18 protein-coding genes are annotated in these 24,447 nt (G+C 31.0%); 2 read left to right on the top strand and 16 right to left on the bottom strand.

Translation table 11 applies throughout. The features are described from left to right. Both V9L05_RS17505 and V9L05_RS17500 read right to left on the bottom strand, forming a co-directional pair. Positions 1–1,479, bottom strand: a complete 1,479-nt coding sequence (locus V9L05_RS17505; RefSeq protein WP_338813136.1) for an HD domain-containing protein — start codon at positions 1,477–1,479, stop codon at positions 1–3. Positions 1,480–1,704: 225 nt separating this feature from the next. Continuing rightward, positions 1,705–2,865, bottom strand: a complete 1,161-nt coding sequence (locus tag V9L05_RS17500; RefSeq protein WP_338813135.1) for an aminotransferase class V-fold PLP-dependent enzyme — start codon at positions 2,863–2,865, stop codon at positions 1,705–1,707. A gap of 249 nt (positions 2,866–3,114) precedes the next feature. On the opposite strand from V9L05_RS17500, the gene metK reads away from it, so the two are divergent. Beyond that, the gene (gene metK, locus V9L05_RS17495; RefSeq protein ID WP_338791941.1) at positions 3,115–4,404 is read left to right on the top strand and encodes a methionine adenosyltransferase; all 1,290 of its coding nucleotides are present in this window, start codon (positions 3,115–3,117) and stop codon (positions 4,402–4,404) included. Between the two features lie 94 nt (positions 4,405–4,498). Here the strand turns inward: metK and V9L05_RS17490 are convergent, their stop codons facing one another. From V9L05_RS17490 to purH, 6 genes are all read right to left on the bottom strand, one after another. Beyond that, positions 4,499–7,945, bottom strand: a complete 3,447-nt coding sequence (locus tag V9L05_RS17490) for a tail fiber domain-containing protein (protein WP_338813134.1) — start codon at positions 7,943–7,945, stop codon at positions 4,499–4,501. Between the two features lie 318 nt (positions 7,946–8,263). Then, complete coding sequence (tilS, locus tag V9L05_RS17485; protein ID WP_338813133.1) at positions 8,264–9,682, bottom strand: tRNA lysidine(34) synthetase TilS; 1,419 nt, start codon at positions 9,680–9,682, stop codon at positions 8,264–8,266. Between the two features lie 105 nt (positions 9,683–9,787). After that, the gene (locus V9L05_RS17480) at positions 9,788–10,702 is read right to left on the bottom strand and encodes a hypothetical protein (protein WP_338813132.1); all 915 of its coding nucleotides are present in this window, start codon (positions 10,700–10,702) and stop codon (positions 9,788–9,790) included. A gap of 96 nt (positions 10,703–10,798) precedes the next feature. Continuing rightward, entirely contained in the window at positions 10,799–11,233 is a 435-nt protein-coding gene (gene tnpA, locus V9L05_RS17475; RefSeq protein ID WP_338813131.1) for an IS200/IS605 family transposase, read from the bottom strand. A 142-nt stretch (positions 11,234–11,375) separates the two neighbouring features. Then, positions 11,376–12,275 carry a dTDP-4-dehydrorhamnose reductase gene (gene rfbD / locus V9L05_RS17470; protein ID WP_338813130.1) on the bottom strand — a complete coding sequence of 300 codons (900 nt, stop codon included), beginning with the start codon at positions 12,273–12,275 and terminating at the stop codon, positions 11,376–11,378. A 69-nt stretch (positions 12,276–12,344) separates the two neighbouring features. Next, on the bottom strand, positions 12,345–13,895 hold the full coding sequence (purH, locus tag V9L05_RS17465) for a bifunctional phosphoribosylaminoimidazolecarboxamide formyltransferase/IMP cyclohydrolase (protein WP_338791948.1): 1,551 nt from the start codon (positions 13,893–13,895) through the stop codon (positions 12,345–12,347). 524 nt (positions 13,896–14,419) lie between these two features. On the opposite strand from purH, the gene V9L05_RS17460 reads away from it, so the two are divergent. Then, on the top strand, positions 14,420–15,943 hold the full coding sequence (locus tag V9L05_RS17460; protein ID WP_338813127.1) for an AAA family ATPase: 1,524 nt from the start codon (positions 14,420–14,422) through the stop codon (positions 15,941–15,943). A gap of 146 nt (positions 15,944–16,089) precedes the next feature. Here the strand turns inward: V9L05_RS17460 and V9L05_RS17455 are convergent, their stop codons facing one another. The 8 genes from V9L05_RS17455 to V9L05_RS17420 form a co-directional block, all read right to left on the bottom strand. Next, positions 16,090–16,800, bottom strand: coding sequence for an isoprenylcysteine carboxylmethyltransferase family protein (locus tag V9L05_RS17455; RefSeq protein ID WP_338813126.1), 711 nt, complete (start codon positions 16,798–16,800; stop codon positions 16,090–16,092). Between the two features lie 7 nt (positions 16,801–16,807). Continuing rightward, positions 16,808–17,140 carry a hypothetical protein gene (locus tag V9L05_RS17450; protein ID WP_338813125.1) on the bottom strand — a complete coding sequence of 111 codons (333 nt, stop codon included), beginning with the start codon at positions 17,138–17,140 and terminating at the stop codon, positions 16,808–16,810. A gap of 72 nt (positions 17,141–17,212) precedes the next feature. Beyond that, positions 17,213–18,490: a hypothetical protein gene (locus tag V9L05_RS17445; protein WP_338812774.1), complete on the bottom strand. Its 1,278-nt coding sequence runs from the start codon at positions 18,488–18,490 to the stop codon at positions 17,213–17,215. A gap of 145 nt (positions 18,491–18,635) precedes the next feature. Then, entirely contained in the window at positions 18,636–19,013 is a 378-nt protein-coding gene (locus V9L05_RS17440; RefSeq protein WP_338813124.1) for a methyltransferase domain-containing protein, read from the bottom strand. 56 nt (positions 19,014–19,069) lie between these two features. Further along, positions 19,070–19,702 (bottom strand): hypothetical protein, encoded by a 633-nt coding sequence (locus V9L05_RS17435; RefSeq protein WP_338813123.1) that lies wholly within the window; start codon positions 19,700–19,702, stop codon positions 19,070–19,072. Between the two features lie 19 nt (positions 19,703–19,721). Beyond that, entirely contained in the window at positions 19,722–20,009 is a 288-nt protein-coding gene (locus V9L05_RS17430; protein ID WP_338813122.1) for an acyl carrier protein, read from the bottom strand. Positions 20,010–20,045: 36 nt separating this feature from the next. Continuing rightward, positions 20,046–23,177, bottom strand: coding sequence for an efflux RND transporter permease subunit (locus tag V9L05_RS17425; protein ID WP_338813121.1), 3,132 nt, complete (start codon positions 23,175–23,177; stop codon positions 20,046–20,048). Positions 23,178–23,281: 104 nt separating this feature from the next. Then, entirely contained in the window at positions 23,282–24,421 is a 1,140-nt protein-coding gene (locus tag V9L05_RS17420; protein ID WP_338813120.1) for an efflux RND transporter periplasmic adaptor subunit, read from the bottom strand. Positions 24,422–24,447: the final 26 nt, after the last annotated feature.

Raw genomic sequence — 24,447 nt, 5'->3', positions numbered from 1 at the left:
CTAAACCTGCGTCAAACCCAACTTCTTACCTTCTTTAAGCATAAAATTAAATGCTTCTTCGTATTCGTTTCTAATTTCACCTTCCAAAATAGCTTCTCGGATAGCAATTTTTATTTTTCCTACTTCTGCTGAAGGTTTGAGTCCAAACGTTTTCATAATTATTTCGCCATCAATAACAGGTTGAAAAGTTCGTAATTGGTCTTTTTCTTCTACTTCTGCCATTCGTTTTTCTACCTTATCAAAATTTTGTAGATAACGCTGCACTCGGCTATGGTCTTTTGAGGTAATATCAGCACGACAGAGCATCATAAGTGCATCTACATCTTCACCAGCTTCAAAAAGCACACGACGAATAGCCGAATCGGTAATTGTCTTTTTAACAAGAGCAATAGGACGCAAATGAAGCCTAACTAATTTTTGCACAAAACGCATATTAGAGTCTAAAGGAAGACGTAGTTTTTTGAAAATATATGGAGTCATTCGTGCGCCTTTGTCTTCATGTCCGTGGAAAGTCCATCCTACACGCTTATCAAAACGTTTTGTTGCTGGCTTTGCAATATCGTGCATAATAGCTGCCCAACGCAACCACAAATCATCCGAAACTTTGGCTACATTGTCCAAAACCTGTAATGTATGATAAAAATTATCTTTGTGTCCTTTCCCATCAATATATTCTACGCCATGCAAATCTGTCATTTCAGAGAAAATAAGCTCCAAAAGTCCACATTGAAACAACAACTTAAAACCATACGAAGGAGGATTCGAAAGTATAATTTTATTGAGTTCGGTAGTGATACGTTCTTGTGAAATAATCTTTATTCTTTCTTTTTGAGTAGAAAGAGCCTCAAAGGTATTTACTTCAATATCAAAGCCGAGTTGAGAAGCAAAACGCACAGCACGAAGCATACGCAAAGGATCGTCAGAAAATGTCTTTTCAGGAGCTAAAGGAGTACGAATTATTTTTTTACGCAAGTCTTTCAATCCATCAAAAGGATCTAAAAACTTTCCATACGTTTCTGCATTCAGACTAACAGCAAGCGCATTGATTGTAAAATCTCTACGTTTTTGGTCATCTTCTAGTGTTCCTTCTTCTACAGTTGGTTTTCTTGAATCAAAATCATAAGATTCTTTTCTTGCACCTACAAACTCAACTTCTATTTTTTGCTTAGTTTGCTCATCTTCTAGCGTAATCATTGCCGTTCCGAAACGCTTAAAAATAGAAACGTTTACAAAAACATTATTTGCTTGTCCATACGATTTAGCCACATGTTTGGCAAGTGTAATTCCACTTCCAATACAGACAATATCAATATCTTTGGTTTCTTTTTTTCTATTTAATAAAAAATCTCGCACAAATCCACCTATTACATAAGCCTCCAAACCGAGCGCATCGGCACTCTGTTTTATCCACTCAAAAATAGATGTTTCGTTTAATAATTCTGTAAGTTCTGCTGGTTGTTTTGTTTCAGTTGTCTTCATAGTGCAAAAATAACATTTTTTGTCTATAAAAGATAGCTATTATTTTCAAATCTTTAAACTATCAACCCTATAGAAAAAGAAAATCGTTAAGTTATAGGAAGAACCAAGTTATTATAATTACAGTAATAAAAATTCATTATCCTCTTTGAAAACAAATAGGAAAGGTTAAAATTAGAGTATATTTGAATTTCAAATACAAAAGTTATTTTTAGAACTTTCCGAAAGCTAAAGCGTTCGGTACTTTAAAAATTCTTTCAAAATTTTGAATTCTTCGTCAGTATGTTGTGGAAAATTAGCAATTCTGAATGTATTTTGTTTCCATTTTCCATATCCGTTCCCTAAAATTATATTATTTTCTTGTGCTTTTTGTTTTAAAAAACTAAGTTTTGGCTCATTTAGTTCTACCGCCAAAACCGTTTGTGAACGAACAGCTTTATTTTCTATCAATAATTTGTAGTTATTATTTTCTAAAAAATCATATAAATCAGTCGCTCGTTTTTCTATTAGTTGAGAAGTAAGAGAAATACTCGGAACAAACTCCATTACTTTGGAAAGCAAATATATTCCTAAAACATTGGGCGTATAAGTAGTCTGAAATTGATTTGCTTTTTCTAGTAAAAATGAAAGTTGATTGTATCTGTCGTTGGTGGGGACACCAACAACGGCTGGAGCTTTTTCATTGTTAAGAGCATCAACAACAGCAGGATTATTTTTTGAATTCTGAATTTCATTTTGATAAAAATCAATTAAGTTAGGCGAAAGAGCCATAATTCCAAGCCCAGCAGGAAGTCCAAAACATTTTTGAACAGATACAAACCATGCATCGGCATCAGAAAAGTTTAGATTTTGTCCTCCCCAAGAAGAAGTAGCATCTACAAAAATAAAATCATTTTGTCTATTGTTTCTAATTTCTGAAAGTGTTTTTTGAGAAATTTGAGTAGCATTTGATGTTTCATTCTGACAAAGACAAATTATATTCGGTAAATAATTATTTTGTAGGATTTGTTGGAAAAACTTATCCTCTAATTCTTCATTATGACCAAATTCAATCCCAAAACTCGTCTTTGGATAATTTACTTTTCTGTACTCAAACCATTTTTTACCAAAAGCACCATTATAAAAATGATAGGCATTCAATTCTGAAAAAGAATCATTGCCAAATGTATCGTTTAAAATATGCCAACATTCTGTAGCCGAAGAAGTAAAAACGATTGTATAGTCTTTGGGGATATTGTGTTTGTCTTGTAGATTTTTGACAATATTTTCATATATCTGCATAAATTTTTGGCTACGATGTTGAATGCTTAAAATGCCATCATCATAAGCCTCTTTGAGCCAATCTTTTATTTGTGGATATACTTTTGAAGGTCCTGGGTAGAAATTCATTTATTTTTTTTATTAATTATGACTTTAATCAAATTTTATAAGAAAAAACGATAAAAGAAAGTTTTGAATGACTTATATTTTTGTAATTTGGCTTTAGCTTTGTATTTTTGCTTGCTTAAAATCAATAGTAGTTATGAATTACTTTTAGCTTTATCGATATAAAATCTATTGTAAAGATGAATATTTTGATAAAACTGTTTACTGATTATAAAGAAAAAATTTTTACTTCATTTTCCTAAATTTATACGAATGGCTTATTTGTTCACTTCTGAATCTGTATCTGAAGGACATCCAGATAAAATCTCTGACCAAATCTCTGACGCTGTATTAGATGCAATGCTTTCTCAAGATCCAAAATCAAGAGTAGCTTGTGAAACACTTGTAACAACAGGACTTGTAGTAGTAGCTGGAGAAGTTACTACACAGGCGTATGTTGATATTGCAGAGGTAGCTCGCAAGACCATTAAACATATTGGTTATAATAGTGATGAGTATCGTTTTGATGCAGAATCTTGTGGTGTTATTGTTACTCTTCATAGTCAATCTCCTGATATTGCTCAAGGCGTAGATAGAGAAAATGAAGAACAAGGTGCAGGTGACCAAGGAATGATGTTTGGTTATGCAACTAAAGAAACTCCTGAATATATGCCAATGGCTCTTGCTTTTTCTCACCGAATTGTGAAAGAACTTGCCAAAATCCGTAAAGAAGAATCGCATTTAATGCCTTATTTACGTCCTGATGCAAAAGCACAAGTTACTATTCAGTATGATGATAATAACCAGCCTATTCATGTTCATACAGTTGTAGTTTCTACTCAACATGATGATTTTGATTCGGAAGCTGCTATGCTTGCAAAAATCAACGAAGATGTTAAGAAAATTGTCATTCCTCGTGTTATTACTGATAAATTAATTACAAAAGATACTGTTTTCCATATCAATCCTACTGGAAAATTTGTAATTGGAGGTCCTCATGGTGATGCTGGTCTTACAGGTCGTAAGATTATTGTTGATACATACGGTGGAAAAGGCGCACACGGTGGTGGAGCATTTTCTGGAAAAGATTCTTCCAAAGTAGATAGAAGTGCAGCGTATGCAACTCGTCATATTGCCAAAAATTTGGTAGCTGCTGGAATTGCTGATGAAGCTCTTGTTCAGGTTGCTTATGCAATTGGTGTAGCAAAGCCTGTTTCTCTTTCTGTAGATACTTATGGTACTTCTAAAGTAGATTTGACAGACGGACAGATTGCAGAAAAATTAAATGAAATCTTCGATATGCGTCCTTCAGCTATTATTAGTCGTTTAGGACTTACAAATCCTATTTTCTCTCCAACGGCTGCTTACGGACATATGGGACGTGAAACATATACAGACAAAGTAAGTTTTTCTACTATCAAATCTGAACAAAAAGGGAATGTTACTAGCCAAACTACGACAGTAGAAGAGCGTGAAGTAGAATTCTTTACTTGGGAAAAATTGGATTATGTAGATAAAATTAAAGCTGCATTCAAACATGCTTCAAAGACAGTAGAAGCATAATCAATTTCTAAATAATTAGCTAAAATAAAAAGCCTTTCAAATCTATTATTTATAGAATTGAAAGGCTTTTTTCTTTATTCATCAAGAAGAATAATTATTCTGTATCAGCTATATTTTTAACTGTAAGCACTTTGAGCATGCGCTCTAGTTCTGCTAGACGTTTTTCGGTATCTGATTGTTGATTATTCTGTGTAGCTTCATTCTTAGCATTTAATTTTTCAGAATCTATCAATTTGTTTTCAAGTTCTTCCAAACGAGTTTCTAATTCTTGAAGTTTTGTTTCTTTCTGTTCAATTATTTCTTGTTGTTCTTTAGTAGCTTGTAACAAAACGGGAACAAGACCTATATAATTTACAGATTTAAAACCATTTTCATCTGTAACTACCAAATTAGGAAATACTTCTTCTACTTCTTGAGCAATTACTCCAAATTGAAATGTATTATTCATGGCAACTGTATCCTTCCAGTAATAAGTAGTTCCACGTAAAGACAAAATATCATTGAGTGAATTATTCATTGTTTGAATATTTCTCTTATAACGAATATCACTAGGATTTGTAAAATTTCCATCCACTCTCAAATCTCCTTCTATTCTTACATCATCTTTAAAGTTTGAGTTTTCTTTTACATTGATACCCTTATCAAATTTGGCTTCTGTATCATTTACGTGAAAATGGTCTCCATAATGATCAAATTCACCATACATGTCAAATCTATCATCCAAATTACTTGCATCACCAAAAATAACATCATTACCTCCACCTACTAAGAAATCTCCATTTACAGTTAAATCTCCTGACGTAGCAGGTAAAGAACTAGCAAAAGAAGATTGATCTTCCCAATATACTGTACCACTAGCACTAGTCAAAAGCACTTTGTCATTTCCTCCACTTTGAATTTTGTTAGCACTTACTGCATTATTTGTAATTTTACTATTAGTTATAGCATCATTTGCAATTTTGTTGCTTGTAACAGCATTATTTTGAATTTTTAGCTCTGAAACTGCTCCATTCAATAATTTTATATCCGTTATAGAACCATTTTGAATTTTTTGAGACGTTACAGCTCCATCTTGAATTTTTTGAGAAGTTACAGCATAATCAGCAAGTTCAATTGAAGTGACAACATTAGCATTTAATTGTAAATTAGGATACGTACCATTTAAATCGCCACTAGCTGCTCCTAAAGAACCTGAAGTAAAGGTACTTCTATCTTCCCAAGTTACATTTCCTGAACCGTCTGTTACCATAACTGTATTACTTGTTCCACCTTGAATTTTTTGAGAAGTTACAGCATAATCAGCAAGTTCAATTGAAGTAACAGCATTAGGATTAATTTCTAAATTAGGATACATACCATTTAAATCACCACTAGCAGCTCCTAAAGAACCCGAAGTAAAGGTACTTCTGTCTTCCCAAGTTACGTTTCCTGAACCATCCGTTACCATAACTGTATTGACTGAACCTTTTTTGATTTTTGATTCTGTTACAGCTTCATTTTCTATATTACTTGTCTCAACAGCATTATCAGATAATTCAAAACTTGAAACTACGTTTTCTTTCAGTTGAAGAGCATCATAAGTGCCTTCAATGTCACCATCTGCCGAACCTAAACTGGTTGGAGTAACATCAAAATTACTTCTGTCTTCCCAAGTTACATTACCAGAACCATCAGTAACCATCACTGTATTGGCTGAACCTTTTTTGATTTTTGATTCTGTGATAGCTTCATTAGTAATATTAATCGTCTCAACTGCATTATCAGATAACTCAAAACTTGAAACTACGTTTTCTTTCAGTTGAAGGGCATCATAAGTGCCTTCAATATCACCATCTGCCGAACCTAAACTAGTTGGAGTGACATCAAAATTACTGCGATTTTCCCAAGTTACATTGCCACTGCCATCAGTTACCATCACTGTATTGGCTGAACCTTTTTTGATTTTTGATTCTGTGATAGCTTCATTAGTAATATTGATCGTCTCAACTGCATTATCAGATAATTCAAAACTTGAAACTACGTTTTCTTTCAGTTGAAGAGCATCATAAGTGCCTTCAATATCACCATCGGCTGAACCTAAACTAGTTGGAGTGACATCAAAATTACTGCGATTTTCCCAACTTACGTTTCCACTGCCATCAGTGACCATCACTGTATTGGCTGAACCTTTTTTGATTTTTGATTCTGTGATAGCTTCATTAGTAATATTAATCGTCTCAACTGCATTATCAGATAACTCAAAACTTGAAACTACATTTTCTTTTAGTTGAAGGGCATCATAAGTGCCTTCAATATCACCATCGGCTGAACCTAAACTAGTTGGAGTAACATCAAAATTACTTCTGTCTTCCCAAGTTACGTTTCCTGAACCATCCGTTACCATAACTGTATTGGCTGAACCTTTTTTGATTTTTGATTCTGTGATAGCTTCATTAGTAATATTGATCGTCTCAACTGCATTATCAGATAATTCAAAACTTGAAACTACGTTTTCTTTCAGTTGAAGAGCATCATAAGTGCCTTCAATATCACCATCGGCTGAACCTAAACTAGTTGGAGTGACATCAAAATTACTGCGATTTTCCCAACTTACGTTTCCACTGCCATCAGTGACCATCACTGTATTGGCTGAACCTTTTTTGATTTTTGATTCTGTGATAGCTTCATTAGTAATATTAATCGTCTCAACTGCATTATCAGATAACTCAAAACTTGAAACTACGTTTTCTTTTAGCTCTAAAGCTGAGTAATCACCACTTAAATCACCTCCTGCATTTCCAAGTGAACCTGAAGTAAAGGTACTTCTGTCTACCCAAATAACTTCTCCTGTTCCTGTTGTTGTAAGAACTTTATTATTTCCTCCTCCTTGAATTTTAGTTTCTGTAATTGCACCTTCTTGAATTTTATCTGTAGTTATAGCATTAGTATTAATATCTTCTGTCTCAATAGTGTTATCTGCAATTTTATTAGTGGTTATTACTCCATCATTGATTTGAAGGTTTGTATAATTGCCACTTATATCTCCACCTGCATTACCCAAAGAATTTGGATTGCTTTGTAAATCTGTTTTGTTAAGCCAAACAACTTCTCCTATCGAATTAGTAGTAAGAATTTTATTATTTCCTCCTCCCTCAATACTAGAGGGCTTGACAGAGCCAGTAGCTACACTTTTAGCCATATAGGCATAAGGTACAGAATTTAGTGAAGTAGCTATCATAGGAGCAGTATCGCCTATTTTTATTCTCAATCTCAAGTTAGGATTTTCGCTAAAAAGTGTATTTTCAATAGGATTGTTACTGCCCAAAACAACTGAATAAAGCCCTCTTTGAATAACGACTTGTTGTGTTTCAGACCATTTTACTTGGTCATTTTCAGAAATAAATTCAAATAAAATAGTCTCATTTCCTTCATAAAGTTGTCCATTTTGCATTAGCTTTCCTTGATAAGAAATACCTGATGAATAAGAGAAAATATTAGTTTGAGCGTATAGATAAAAAGGCATACAGATAAAGCATACCAATAAAAGTAAAAATGATTTCATAGCTGGGAAAAGTAAAAATGCAGATAAAAAAGAATGTTATCAACTAAAACTTTAACTAAAAATTAGATAGAGAAAATAAAAATGCTCTAACTCAATAAAGAAGTTGAATACAAAAATTTTGGAATTAAAAAATAATAACATCATCAAACCAATAAAATAAAATATTGGTGTTATATAATGTGATTGGTTTTATAACGCAAATTCTTAAATTATGTTTGTTTTTTTTTACTTTTGTTTAGGATTTATCAGTAATACTCTAAGTATAAAAGAGTTAAAGTAAACAAGTCAGGTCGTTTTTAATTAAACATTATAGTCATTTTAAAATATTTTGATGCTATTTTTTGTTGTAGTATTTAATTTAAAGTTATTATTTATTCTTAATCCGTTTACTTGATTTTCTCCAATAATTCCTACCCAAACTATATTAGTTTTGGATAACAAAACATAAACAAAATTTCTTTGATAAATCGAAATTTTGAGGTCAGTTAGAAAATCTCCTACATTCTTTTTATTTTTCATTCCTAATGGAATAAATTTATCTCCATCTTTCCATTTTCTCAATTTCAAAGGAAATTCTAATTTATCTAAATCTAAATACATAGCTTTTCCTTTGAAATTAGCATCTTTTGGGTTACATTTTTCTAAAGTTAAATTAATTTCATCTGTATTACTTTTAATAATAAAATTATCTGACTCATTAGAATTGAATAGAATTAAAAATTCTTTATCTTCCTCATCAATTTGATTTTGGTTTTGATTGACTAAAATCCATTCCTTTTTATTTGTATAGAGAATATGTGATTTTGAGATAAAAGTTTTAGTTTCTTGTTCAGAGTTCTCTAGCTGTTCTACAATTTGTTTGGCTTGTTTGTATGAAAATCCTTGTTTTTTGAGAAATTCAGAAATAATAAGTAAAGGTTCTATTAATTTCTTCAGCTCAGAAACGTATATTAAGCTACTTTTATCCTTATCTATTGAAATTGTCTTTTCAAATTCTTTTACGTGAAATTGAAGTAAGTTTTCCATACTTCGTAACCTCTCAGAAGTATTTAGAAATGTTTTTTCTATATCTGAATTTATTTCTGTGAGACGAGGAATAATTTGATGTCGTATAAAATTACGTTTGTATTTTTCAGTCTGATTGCTGGCATCTTCTCGCCACTTTAAATTATTTTCTTTGGCATAATTCAAAATTTCCTCTTTGGTAAGACAAAGCAAAGGACGAATAATTTGAGTTTGTTCTTTGGTAATTTTTCGTTTTGGCAAAATTCCTCTCAAACCTGAAATACCTGTTCCTTTACTCAAATGATAAATAGAGGTTTCTAGAGAATCCGATAAATGATGTGCTGTCGCAACAAAATCATAATTTTCTGTTTGACTAATTTTTTCAAAAAAATTATATCTCAATTCTCTAGCTATAAGTTGAATAGATTTTTGCTGCTCTTTCGCAATCTTTTTTGTATCAAATCTTATAGCATGAAAAGGAAGGTTGTTTTTTATAGCATATTCTTTTATCAGCATTTCATCTTGATCGGACTCTTTGCCTCTCAAACTAAAATTACAATGAGTAATTCCGATTTTACTTATTTTTTTATCACAATTAGAGTTTATCTTCAACAAAACGTCTATTAAAACCATTGAATCTACGCCACCACTAGTAGCCACAAGAATGGATTTATTTTCTAAGTCAAAATTATTTTTAGTACAAAAAAAATCAATTGTTTTTAAAATTGTCATTAGTTTCTTCTTTAAGATGAAGTGGTTTATAGGGTATTTTCAGTTTTGGGGATCAGAAAAAAGTTGTGTTCTTTAAAATTTGAGGTTATTTATTGGATGTGCATATTATTTTCTTGCAATAGAAATAGGATATTGGTTTTGCGTCACCTCTTGCTCTAAAACATTATAAATCAATGAATTACTATCTAGTTTAATACTGATTGAACAGACATCATTATTATTCATTCTACTTAAAGACTCTAAAAACTGCATTTTTTTGTCTTCTTTCTCTAAATAATTAGTAATCAAAAATTTTGTCTTATTTCCATGTATATCTTGAATTTTGCAATAATTAGAACCAAAAAAAGAATACGAAAAATGAAATTCTAATGACTTGATATATTGCGTTTCCAAAATATATTCTTGTGTTCCATATCTACTACTAAATCCTATTCCTGTTTTCGAAACATAAAAAACATTATCCAAAAAATATTTATGAACTGTTTTGAGTTTACTTCCTTGTTCGTTTTCTTCTTGTGATGCTATGAGAGTCACAACGATTACTAAAGCAAGAGAAATCAAGAAAGGATAAAACTCTTTTATTATCACACTAGAAATAATTCCTATCACAAATGCTAAAATAATAACACCATAAAAAACAGGGGTTAAATAAAAATCATATTCATGAGTTGCTAATTCTCCTTTCTTACTTTCCCACCCATTCAAATCTAATCTGCGTGGAATTTTACTTCCCTGCTTTGAATTTTTTGGTGGCAGTCTTTCGTAAAATAAAATATTTTCCTCTTTATTAATTGTTATGTTAGTAAAATTTGAAGGAAAATCAATCAAAGTTTCAAACTGCTCACAATGCCTATTTCCTAAATATTCCCACGTATCTTTCAAAAAAACAGATTTACAACCTGCACAAAAAACCACCTCATCACCTTCTGCAATAGAATCACCTGTAATAGGGTCTTTTCTATTTTGAGCTAGGAAGTTTTGGTGTTCTTGTGAAGTGGAATTTATTTTGTGAATGTGCATTTTATTTGGGGCATTTATCAATTGAACAGGGTTTTAACCCTGTATTCATAATAAAACAGGGTTGAAACCCCGTTCAATTGATAGAGTAAAAAAGGTCTATTCATATTTTGCAAAGCCAAATTTTCTCATCAACTGTTGTTCTTCTTGTTCAAATGTTTTTTCTTTATGATGTTCTTCTTGATTTTTGATGTAATTTCTTACTTTTTCTAGCATAGATTCTGAAACAGATACAGCATAAAATTCTTTCTGCCATCCAAATTTTCGCTCTGTAAGTTCGTTTTTATTTATCCAAAATGAAGATTCTCCCTTTAGTAATTGTGTAATTTGGGAAAGAGTCTGTTCAGCATTCATTGAAACCAAACAATGACAATGGTCTGAATATCCATTTACAAAATCTATTGCTATTCCTTTTTCATGTCCATTAAAAAATATATGCTTCCATATCTCTTTTCTAAGCGAGGGCGTATCTAAAAATTGTTCTCTATTTTTTGTACTCCAAACAAAATGAATATATACTTTTATAAATGACATATTATTTTTCAACAAATTATGAATTGAACAGGGTTAAAACCCTGTTTTATCAGCTTTCAAATTCAAATAACAGGGTTAAAACCCTGTCCAATTGAAGAATGAATGAAATCAAATTTTATCTGTATTGATACAATAGTACTATTTACATTTTATTCAAACAACGCTTCAAAGCATCTCTCCAATGAGGAATTTCGATATCAAAATTCTGTTTGATTTTAGACTTATCTAATACACTATACGAAGGACGCTCTGCTGGCGTTGGAAATTGCACTGAACGAACAGGTTGTAAATTTACTTTTTTATCTTTTGTTTGTTTTGACAATTCAAAAATCGCTTGAGCAAAATCATACCAACTCGCTACACCTTCATTTGAATAATGATATGTTCCCCACAAATGAGGCTCAACAAATTTCTTATCTTCTAAATTGAGAATAATTTGAAGAATTGTATCTGCCAAATCTCGTGCATAAGTCGGACTTCCTAGTTGGTCATAGACTACATTCAAAGGATTTTTATCAGCAAGTGAAAGCATTGTTTTGACAAAATTTTTACCAAAAGAAGAATACAGCCAAGCTGTTCTCAAAATAATAGTGTGTGGATTATACAATAACACATTTTTTTCGCCTTGCCATTTTGAAGTTCCATATACGCCCTTTGGATTAGGCGTATCATTTTCTGTATAAGGCGTATTTTTTTTACCATCAAAAACAAAATCTGTCGAAATATGAATCAAACGCACACCGTGTTTTTCACATGCTTTTGCAAGATTTGTTGTTCCCACTACATTGACTTCATAGGCTGCCAATTTATCATTTTCAGAGTTATCAACGGCTGTATAAGCTGCTGCATTGATACAATAATCAAAATGTTGAAGTTCAAATAATTCATTTACACGCTTTGGATGTGTAATGTCTAGCTTTTCAAAATCAGTAAAATGAAAATCAAAAGGATAGGCTTTTTTTAAGGCTTGAAGCTCTTGTCCTAGTTGTCCGTCTGCTCCTGTTACTAAAATCATAGGTTTATATTTATTAAGTAATAGCAAACAGTATTTGTATTTTTATCAATTGGACAGGGTTTTAGCCCTGTCCTTTAATTGTTTGCTATTGTTTTTTTAATGTTTAAAATGTCTAGTTCCTGTCAAGACCATTGCCATTCCATTTGCATCACATACATCAATCGAATCTTGGTCTTTTATCGAACCACCTGGTTGAATAACTGCGCTAATTCCTTCTTGTGCAGCAATTTCTACACAATCTGGAAAAGGAAAAAAGGCATCAGAAGCCATAACAGCTCCTTTTAAATCAAGACCAAAAACTTTAGCTTTTGCAATCGCTTGTTTGAGTGCATCGACACGAGAAGTTTGTCCAACACCACTCGCCAAAAGTTGTCCTTCTACAGCCAAAATAATTGTATTTGATTTGGTATGTTTGACAAGTTTATTTGCAAAAAGTAACGCTTCAACCTGCTCATTTGTTGGCTCTTTTTTGGTTACTGTTTTGAGGTCTTTTTTAGTTTCTCTTTTCTTATCAGCATCTTGTGAAATTACACCGTTTAATAATGTTTTGTAATGAACGTGTGGAAAATCGACCTCTTTGCGTTTTAATAGAATACGGTTTTTCTTTTGAGAAAGAATATCATACGCATCATCTGAAAAACTAGGTGCAATCAAAACTTCAAAAAACAAATCGTTCATGGCTTCAGCAGCCTCTTTATCTACTTCACTGTTTGTAATCAAAACACCTCCAAAAGCAGAAAGAGTATCGGCTGCAAAGGCTTTTTTATAGGCTTCGGCTACTGTTTTGGCAGTTGCCATTCCACAAGCGTTGGTATGTTTTAGGATAGCAAAGGCAGGAGTTTCATTTTTAGACTCTTCAAAGTCATCAATCAAAGCAACAGCTGCATCAACATCTACAAGATTATTGTAAGACAATTCTTTGCCATTTAACTGCTCAAAAAGTGCTTCCAAGTCTCCATAAAAATAGCCTCTCTGATGTGGATTTTCTCCATATCTCAAGGCTCTTCCTTCTTTAATACTTTGTTTGAAAACTAAATTCAAATCATCTCCTTGCGTATTGACTTGATTGAGGTGATTAAAAATAGCTGTGTCGTAATGCGAACTAGTATTGAATGCTTTTGTTGCAAAATTACGTCTAGTTTCTAAATTGGTACTTCCATTTTGGTCTCTCAAAATCTGATTGAGAAGTGGATAATCTTTTTTGTCAGAAATAATAACTACATCGTTGTAATTTTTGGCTGCTGCACGAATAAGAGCAATTCCACCAATATCAATTTTTTCTATAATTTCGTCTTCACTTGCTCCTGATTTTACAGTTTCCTCAAAGGGATATAAATCTACAATTACTAAGTCAATTTCAGGAATTTCATAATTTTCAGCTTCTTCTCTATCACTTTCAAGATTGCGACGATGCAAAATTCCTCCAAAAACTTTTGGGTGAAGTGTCTTTACTCGTCCTCCAAAAATGGAAGGATAAGAAGTAAGGTCTTCAACACGAGCCACAGAAATGCCTTGTTCTTCAATGAATTTTTGAGTTCCTCCTGTGGAATAAATCGTAACTCCCTGACTAGCTAGAGTTTGTAAAAGAGGTTCTAAACCATCTTTATAAAATACTGAAATAAGCGCAGATTTGATTTTCTTTTGCATAAAAAGTATGAAGTTTTGCTGTATGTTTGAATATTCTGGTTCTTGATTTATCAGAATATATTTTCGTACAATGTTTCTACAAAACTACATATAAATCTTAAAATTGAAAGAGAGAAATGTAAATCTATCCAAACTAAAATTTACATTGAGTATACCATCAATTATAAATCTTAGATGTATAACCATAAATAAACACCCAAAAATATAAAATTGCTCCTAAACTTGCCTTTTGTTTACTTTGACAAAAAATACAAGACTCTAAAATCTTAACAAAGACTGCCTGTAATCTTAACAAAGACTGCCTGTGTGAAGTTAGTCAATACATTATTTACCTAGATAATTAAAGAATACCACTAAATTTACGATAGAAAATAAAACTGAATCAATAAAAAACCTTATCACGGTTTGTATTAAGGTAGTTCAGACATCTTGTCTGAACATAAAAAGCAGTATTTTATCCTATCCAACAGTCTGGAAGACTGTTATACAAAAATAATCGTGATAACCTTTAAAGAATAAAAGCAATGATACTAACAATAAAAAATCTAGGCGCACTCAAAGAAGCAGAAATAGACCTTAACAAAGACCTTATTTTACTGTGTGGACATAATAATACTGGCAAAACGTATGTAGCTTATCTAATTTATGATATTTTACACCTAAGCTTAGGTCTTAAACTTTCTATGAGTATACAAAATTTGTTGGGTACTTCACATGAAAGAAATAATATCTCTTTGCCTTTAGTCAAAAGTGCAGAAGGCAAAGAAATTATTTTTTTTGCAAAACAACTTATAGAAAATAAAAAAATAGAAATTGATATTTCAAAATTTACAAAAAAATTAGTTTTCAATTTAAAAAATGAAATAGCTAAAAATATAATGAAGGAAATAAGCTCAGAGAATTCTTTAAATATTTTTTTTAGTAAAGAAATACTCGAAAAACTAAGCTTTGAACTTAATTATACAGAAGAATTTATTAAAAATAATTTAAGAAGTTCACCAGTCGATGAAATGATTTATTGGGATGGAGAAACAAGAAGAATAAAAGCAAAAAAAGAAAAAAACAGTTGCAAAGTGATATTTGAGCTTTTAGAAGACTTATCGTTAGACGAAGATTTATCGTTGGAATTTGTTACAATGCAAATTTATTTCTCTATACTACGTACTTGTTTAAATTTTTCTTTCAGAAGTTTTATTTTTACTTCTGAACGGGAAGCCATAGATATTTTTAGCGAAGAATTAGCACTAAACAATAATAATTTTTTTTATAAAATACTAAAAACCAATGGCGAAACCAAAACAAAATTATTAGAATTTATAGACAGCACTATAATAAACCGTTATCCAAAACCAATAGTAGATGGATTATTTACAGCACAAGATTTAATAAATCTGCAAAAGGAAAAAAGTGAATTTGAATTTCTAGCAATTGAGTTAGAAAAAACCATTTTAGAAGGAAAAATAAGTGTTGGACAGAATGAAACGTTGCAATATCAACCTAATTTTTATACTGAAAATGGAGAAAATGTAGTTTTAGAAATCTATCAGACTTCTTCTCTTGTAAAATCTCTTGCTTCTCTTGTTTTTTATTTACGTCATTCAGCAAAGAAAAATGATTGTATCATTATTGAAGAACCCGAACTAAATTTATACCCAGATAATCAGATTTTGGTAGCTCGCTTTTTGGCTCGTTTGGTCAATGAAGGTTTTAAAGTAGTGGCGACTACACATAGTGATTATATTATTAAAGAATTGAGTACTTTATTATTACTTTCTGATTCTTTCAAAGATAAAGACAGGATAATGGAAAAGTATGGATATACTCAAAATCAAATTCTGAATAAAGAAAATATTGGTGTTTATTATTTTGAAAAAGGTAAAGAAACGGCAGTTAATGTTCCCATTACAGAACGTGGAATTGAAATAGAATCTATCGACCAAACTATTTCAGATTTGAATGAGCGTTTTAATACTATTTATTATACATTTTTAGAGTCAGACGAAAAAAAAGAGGAGAAAAGAACAGAGAAAAATCTAAAATCTAACTAATGGAAGATATTAAAAAAGCACCTTTAAGCTATTATAATTAGGGATTGTGTTATCTTGTCTCACAATCTTAGTATTTTATAATACACTCAAAACCCTGTTTAGATTATCTAAGCAGGGTTTTTTGTTGTAAATTTGATTTTATGTTGTTATTTTTTCTTGATATTATTTTTTCTTTTCTTGAAATAGCGTATTGTAAAATATAATATGGTCAGAGTTGCTATTACGATAATAAAAGGAATAGAATCAGAGAAGGTGAGTGTATTAAAACTATAAAAATATTTGTTGTAAGCAAATAATAAAGTTGCTCCCAGCATCCAAATAAAAGTGGTGTTGTATTCTTTGAAAAAGACTTTTTTTGTATCAAAATCATTCTTTTTGAATGTATCTACAATCCCTTTTAATTTTGGAAACCAACGATTTACTGCTGTACAATATTCATCAAAGGCAGTTCCAAATTTATCTCTCAAAAAATTTTCTTCGGCTCGTATAATGGCTTGATAAATAAAAATAAAAAGAGGAATCATCACAGGAATAGCAAAAACAGAATTAGATAAAATACTCATTCCGATTATCATGCTTACATTTCCAACATACATAGGATTTCTAGAGTGAGAAAAAAGTCCTTCTGTTACTAACCCTTCTGCGTAAATACGTCTGTTTTTTCCTCCTCTAATAATATAAACCATTCCAATAGTGAGCATTCGGATAAGCTGACCAATAAACGTTATACCTAATCCAATACAAAAAATTAAAATATAATCTTGCGTAATTCTTGGAAAAGGAAGAAATAAAAGCACATAAAAGACAGGAAATAAAAAATTACGTGTCTTAAAAAAAAAGTTACCTATTTGTACCATAATTGAGTTATTTAACTGCGATAAGTCCTGTGAAATTATACCATTTAAAGAAAACTTCTGTATATCTAAATCCAGTTTCTAATAAAAGTGCTGTATTTTCTGAGAGTTTGTAGGGAATAAGTACATTCTCTAAGGCTTCTCTTTTTTTCGAAATTTCAATTTCATTATAGCCATTTCTTTTTTTGAAGTCATAATAATGGTCTATGAAAAGGCGATTGAAGGATGAGTTTTCGGTTAGGATTTTTTCAACAAGAATTGTTATGCCATTTTTGGGAAGTTGTTCGTAGATTTTTCGTATTACTTTTTCTCTTATTACTGGTCTTAAAAACTGTAAGGTCAAACAAAGAATTACTACAGAAGGGTTTTCTAGTTTTAAATTGTAGAGTTTGATTTTAGTTTACTATTTTGATTATCAAGTTTTTATATTGATTTGATTTTGCAAAAGGTCTAGTATTTCTTTGTTAGAGCAGAGTATCCTTTGTAAAGAAATAAATCCTTTTTGTTTAAATTGTTTACATTTTCTTCTAATAAATCGGACTATTTTTTGAACTTCAATCGCCAAAAATGCAAATTTTAAAAGTTTATTTTCAAATTCTTCTTTATTTTTTGTTCTAGGTTCACTAATTTTTAATACGTGTTTGAGTGTTTTGAAAAACTGTTCTATATAGGTTCTATTGAACCAATGTCTTCGTAATGTTTTTGCAAAAACGGTCAAATTTGGGGTATATATAACACTTACTTTTTTTGAGCCATTTAACCTAAAAAATAATAAAACAACTTCTCTTTTTTGGCATTGATAGAACGCTTTTAGACGTAAAGTAAAAGGTGTTTTTTCTTCTTCCTTGAGATGTCTTTGCGCTTCTTGATGTTTTTTTTCTTGTTCTAAAAAAACACGATCTATATATTCTTTTGAGTTTGTTTTTTTATTATTTACTATAATAATATGATTTTTTTTAGGTACACTAATATAAATCAAACTTGTTGATTGGTTGGTACATTCTTCACTCAATGAAACATCACTATAGCCACTATCACAACTAAAATGAATAGAAGGTAATACACTATTTTCTTTAGCTAATTTTTCTTGTAACTTTCCCCAACGATTCACTAATTTTTTAGCTATTTGAATAGGTTCTTTTTTATCAGCTTTTTCTTTTTTTCTAACAAAATCAAAAAATAAAGGATAAAAAACATCTTCAATATATAATCCAAAACAAACCACTTTAAAGCCTAGAGTAGTAGCACGATACTGTCCACTAAAGAAACTTCCAAAATAATCATTTTCTCTACCTAACTCAGAGAGCCATTGACGAAAAATACTGTCATCTAAAACTGCCGTAACTCTTTTTTTTGACCAAATACTACTATCTTTTGAAGCCATTTCTTTCAATAAATGAACCACTTGAGTTTTAAATACATATTCATAAAGTACACGTATTTTGTTGATTGTCAGTTTTTTATACAACTTTTTGTAATTGATGGATACTTGACTACTTGTGATACCAAATTTGACTAAAATACTTTTCAAGGTAGGCAAACCTAGTAATTGACCTAGAAAAAATACAGTTTGCATTTTTTCAAAAAGTAATGTATCAGATTCATCTACATTAGAAATATCTAATTCTGAAAAAGAGTTCTGAAAAAGAGTAGAAGTAGCTGAAAATTCCTGTTCAAAATATTTTTTTGTCAAAGAAACTATTTTTGTGGCTATTTTTTTTTATCATTGTAGTGTATTTTACAAAATCTAATTATTTATTTTGTGGTAAAAACAAATATAGGACTTTTGCAAAATATAATTGCCGTACAGAGTTGATATTCAGCAAAATACGGCAATTTTAAACTCTACAATTTAAATCAGCATCTAAATTTTGGAATTCTAGTGTTATTGTTCTTTTGGAATTTAATTTATCTATATTGCTTTGACATTTTTTGAGCATTTCTTCTGAATTATCAATACCAACAAAACTAATACTTGTATCTAATTTAGCAGTTTCTAAACTAATAAGAGTTGCCCCTGTAGAACAGCCTAAATCATAAATAGTAGAATTAGGAGTTGCATAATCTTTAGTTAGTTCAGCTATCATCCTCTGTATTTCTACATAATTTGGTACAGAACGCACCACCATATCATCAAAAACAGTTACAACAGATTTATTAAATTCAAAATCTGAAATTACTTGTTGAGGGTTGTTAAAAACAGAATCTTTAGTCATTATTTTATAAATTATTTTTAAATGAATAGTTATACAATTACAGGTATGTTGTTAAATCAAATGTGTACTTGGCTTATATCAAGAGAATGTTTTTGATATATTTTTTCTATCAAAAAAAGCACTCCTACAAACAAAATTGTATAAGCTAGTAACTCAATAGACTCTTCAGAGGCATTCTTAACGGAGCGATGATAATTTTCTCCTAAAGTAGCTGTCCAAATTTCTGTTTTGCCATAAATTCTTGAAAAAACATGAAGAATGAGATTTCCTGTAATAAAAATTCCCATCGGAAATGTTTCCCAAATACTAACTAGCTGTTTCCAAAATTCTTTTTTATGAATAAATAAATAGGGAAGGTAAAACAGAGAAACCATCAAAACGCCTATTTTCCACCAATTACCTAGATAATTATTCCATTCTCTGATAAAATAAATTAAACATAAGTAAGCCAAACTAGAGAGTAAAATTTGAAATCTAGGTAGTTTATAGGCTGCGATGCTTCCAAAAATGACTGTTAAGATGAGAATTAGTTCTTGTGCATATTCAGTCCAAGAAGATTCTCCAAATTTCTCATTTAGTGAAGAATCATGTGCATCTATCCAAGTAATCCCAGTGATTAGACAAAGACTTAACGCAAACAGTATTATTTTGATAAAAAAAGAAAATGTAATTTTTGTGTTATTTTTCATGGCTATATAAATTTTATTTTTAAGGATGGATTTTTGAATAAACAACCGTTTGCAATTCTGCTACGGTATGAATTTTTTCAGCTAAATTATCTTCTATCACAATTCCAAAGTAATGCTCTATCAAAACAATTAAGTTCATATAAGAAAGTGAATCAAAATAAAAATCTTCGTAAAAATTACGATTTTCTGAAATGTATTCTTCTTCTACATCCATACTCATCAAAATCATTTTGATTCGCTCAAAGGTGAGTTCGCTTGTCCAGTTGATAGATATTTTTTTTATTTGTTTTTTTAGATGTGTATTCATAATATTGAAATATAAAAGGTGTTTTATAGTTAGTTATTATCCATTTGCTAATTGTATTTTTTTCTCTGATTTTTTACTTTTTCTATTAGCTAGATATTCTTTTGAGTAATCTACTACTAAATACATAATTGGAACAATAAAAATCGTTAAGCACATAGAGCTAGTAAGTCCTCCCATAAGTGTCCAACCTAAACCATTTTTCCAAGATGCTCCTGCACCACTAGCAACAGCAACAGGAAACATTCCCAAAACCATTGCAATCGTTGTCATCATAATCGGACGCAAACGCTCTCTTCCCCCTTCTATAATTGCGTTTAGGCTATTCATTCCTTCTTCTTTTGCTTTATTAGCAAAATCGACAATCAAAATAGAGTTTTTACAGACTAATCCAGTCATTACAACAAGTCCCATCATTGTAAAAATACTAAGTGAACTCTTCGCAAGAGCTAAGGCTAAAAAAGCTCCAATAAGTGCCATCGGAATAGCTAACAAAACAACAATAGGATAAATGTAATTGTCATAAAGCAAAACCATAAGTAAATAAATCAAAACAATACTAAGCCCAAATGCACCACCAATTGCACCAAAAGATTCAGCTTGATCAGCTTGTTGTCCTATCCAAATAATATCCACTCCTTTGGCTTCAAAATCTGCTTTTGCAATGGCTTCATTTATTTCTTTAGATACTGCTCCAATCTGTCTTCCAATCAAACTTGCTTTTACTTTTACAGAACTCTCTCTGTCTGTCCTTTCTAATTGGGAAGGAGCTGTTCCTGCTGAAATAGTCGCAAACTGGTCTAAACGAATCAGTTTTCCTTTATTATTCACAAAAGAAAGTGATTTTACATCATCAGGATTTTTTCTATCAAAATCATTTAATTGAACAATAATATCGTATTCTGTTCCAGCTTCACTAAACTGACTATCATCGTTCCCACTATAAGCATTTGCCATTGTTGCTCCAATTGTAGTAACATTCAAACCTAAAGAAGCCATTTTTTCTTTATCTATTTTGACACGAACTTCAGGTACTCCTCCTTCAATGCTTACATTTACATTTTTTGTTCCTGCAATATTTCTAATGATTTGTTTGAGGTCTTGTCCAGCTTCCAAAACGGTTTCGAACTCGTTTCCACTGATGATAAGTTGAACAGGAGAATCATCTGCCGAACCCATAATTCCTATCAAAGCATCTTCTATCTTTACACCTGTCATTTTACCAATTTGCTTTTTGGCTTTTTCTGCAAATTCGGCATCTCCTAGTTTGGTATCTTCTTTTAGTTTTACAGTTAATTCAGATTTGTAGGGATTAAGTCCACCTGCTTCTCTTCCTCCTCCACTAATTCCGACACTAGCAATTACAGTTTGTACTTCTGGCATTGCCATAAATTCTTTTTCTACTTGTTTTGTGATTTTGTCGGTATATTCTATTGTACTTGATTTTTCAGTTTCTAAGTAAAATAATACTTCGCCCCTATCGCCTTGTTCTATAAAAGTAGAACCAATAAAACCAGTAACTACCAAAGAAATAGAACCTACAAAAAGCAAAAAAATAAGACTTAGTGTAACTATTTTGTGTGATAAAGTCCATTTCAAAATACCTACATACCATTCAATCAAATATTCGATTTGTGTTTCTATCCATTTATTAACTTTTGTCCAATAATCTTCTTTTTCTAAATCAACCAATTTAGAAAAACGAGAAGCCAAAAGAGGAGTAACTGTAAAGCAAACAAACAAACTTAAAAGTGTAGAAACTACAATTACCCAAGAAAATTGAGAGAAAATAACAGACACTATACCTGCTTTGGTAAGAGCTAGAGGAAGAAATACAACCACATCAACAAAAGTAATGGCAATAGCAGTAAAACCAATTTCGTTACGTCCATCTATAGAAGCCGTTTTTTTGTCTTTTCCCATAGCCAAATGCCTATGAATATTTTCCAAAACTACAATGCTATCATCTACCAAAATACCCACAACAAGCGTAAGGGCAAGAAGCGTAATCAAATTGAGTGTATAACCAAAAAGATAAATTGCTATAAATGTTCCTAAAAAAGAACAAGGAATGGCAAGCATTACAATTAGAGAGTCTCTAAAACTGTGTAGAAAAATCAAAATAACAAGTGCGACCAAGAAAATAGCCAACATTAAATCAAACTTTACAGCATCGGCAGCAGCAATCGTAAAATCAGTCGTGTTTACGGCTACATTCATTTGCAAATTCTGACTTGCATATTTTTCTTCTAATTTTTTTGTTTTTTCTTGAATAATGGCAGCTACATCAACGGCATTTGCATCCCCTTGTTTTACAATATTCATTCCGATAGCTGTTTCTCCATTTATTCTATTTATGGTTTCTACATCCTTTTTACTATCAATAATGGTAGCAATATCTTTTAATTTTACTTGTGTGCCACTTTGAAAACGAGCAATGACAAGTTCTTCTATTTCTTCAACAGATTGGTATTTTCCTGCTAGTTTTATCTTTAAACTAGTTGCTTGATTTTCTACTTTTCCTGTTGGAAAATCCAAATTATTCTGAGCAATCGCTTGTGTAACCATCAACAAAGAAAGATTTTGAGCTTCTAGTTTTTCTTCATCTACATAGACACGAATAGCTCGTTCTTCTCCACCAATCAAATCAATATTAGCTACACCTTTTACAGAGGATAGTTCAGGCAAAATTTTGTCTTTTACAAACTGATAAAATTCTGTATTAGAATTTATAGAAGAAGACAAACTATATTTCAAAATAGGAAAAGCATCACTAGAAACCTTCGAAACGGTAGGTGTTTTGGCATTATCTGGTAAAAGTGGTGCAACTCCGTTGAGTTTTCGTTGTGCTTCTGAAAGGGCTTCATCTACATCTGTTCCTGAATTAAGTTCGATAATAACAATACTCAAATTTTCGTAAGAAGAAGAACGAATACGCTTTATATTTTCAAGTGTAGAGATATTATCTTCTATCTTTTTTGTTACTTGACTTTCGATTTCAGAAGGAGAAGCACCAGGGTAAATAGTAGCAACTGTAAGTGTCGGAATGTTGAATTTTGGTAATAATTCATAACTTAGTGCGCTATAACTAATAATACCAAAGACAGCTATAAGTGCAAAAATCACAATGACAAACGAAGGTCGCTTTATGGAAAGTTCGGTTAATGACATAATTTTTATAATTGAGAGTTCTACAATAGATAATTTTTTAATGGGTAATGGAAAGGCGAAATACAAATGAATAAGAAAATAAATGAATAATTATATTTCCACTATCACTTTGTTATTTGTATCGTAATTCCGTCATTTAAGCTATTTATTCCTGATGTAATTATTTTGTCTCCAGCCTTTAAGCCTTCTATTATTTCTACTTTGTCTTCGATAGAAACACCCGTTTTTACATTTTTCAAGACGGCTTTTCCGTTTTCAGCGACATAAACTTGGGTTTGCCCTGCATTTCCTCTTATTACTTCGCTTGGAATAAAAATCCCTTCTACATTTTGAGTAGATTCTATAAAAACACTTCCATACATTCCTGCCTTGATTTGTTTGTCTTTATTATCATTTTTGAGTGAAATTTTCATTTTAAAATTATGACTTTGGTCGCCTCTAACCGAAATATGAGTAACTTTTCCCTCAAATTTAGTAGCCGAAAAAACATCAGCTTTTAGTTCTACTTTTTGTCCTTCTTTAAACAAAATCACTTGTTTTTCTGGAATCATAACTACCAATTCTAGTTCACTAATATCTGTAATTACTCCAAGAGGCATATTAGGAGAAACAATACTACCGACTTCAAAATTTTTGGTAGAAAAATAACCTGTAATAGGAGCTTTAATAAGTGTTTTGTCTATTTGTTGTTGTGTTGTTTGGATAGAAATTTTGGCACTTTCTACATTTGTTTTGCTTATTTCTAATCCTCCTTGTGCTTGTGTATTGCCTAATTTTTGGTTTTGATAAGTAATATCTGAAACAGCATTATCTTTTTTGAGATTTTCAAAACGTTGAATATCTGTTTGGCTTTTTTGTGCTGCTGCTTCTTGATTAGTTAGACTTACTTTGGCTACTTCAAGCTGATTTTTTTGAGCTTTTAGTTGAAGAATAAGCATACTGTCATCAATCTTTGCGATTGGATTTCCAGCTTTTAAAAATGTTCCCTCTTCTGCAAAAATCTTTGTAATTTTGCCTTGCAATTCTGCTCCAAACTGAACCTCATGAATAGGATTGAATGTTCCTGTAAATTTTAGTTCGTTTTGTTGCTTTTCCAAATTAGCTACTACAACATTGACAGGAATATTTCCTATTTCTTCTTTGTAAGATTCTGCTTCATTGATTTTGGATTTGTTTGAATAGAGTCTAAACGCAACTGCAACAACTAAAACAACTCCGATGATAATAAAAATAGTTTTTTTCATAATAATAAATACAAATGTATAATTGA

This window comes from Bernardetia sp. Wsw4-3y2 (assembly GCF_037126295.1).
Taxonomy (GTDB): Bacteria; Bacteroidota; Bacteroidia; order Cytophagales; family Bernardetiaceae; genus Bernardetia.
This window is presented reverse-complemented; position numbering and strand designations above follow the sequence as displayed.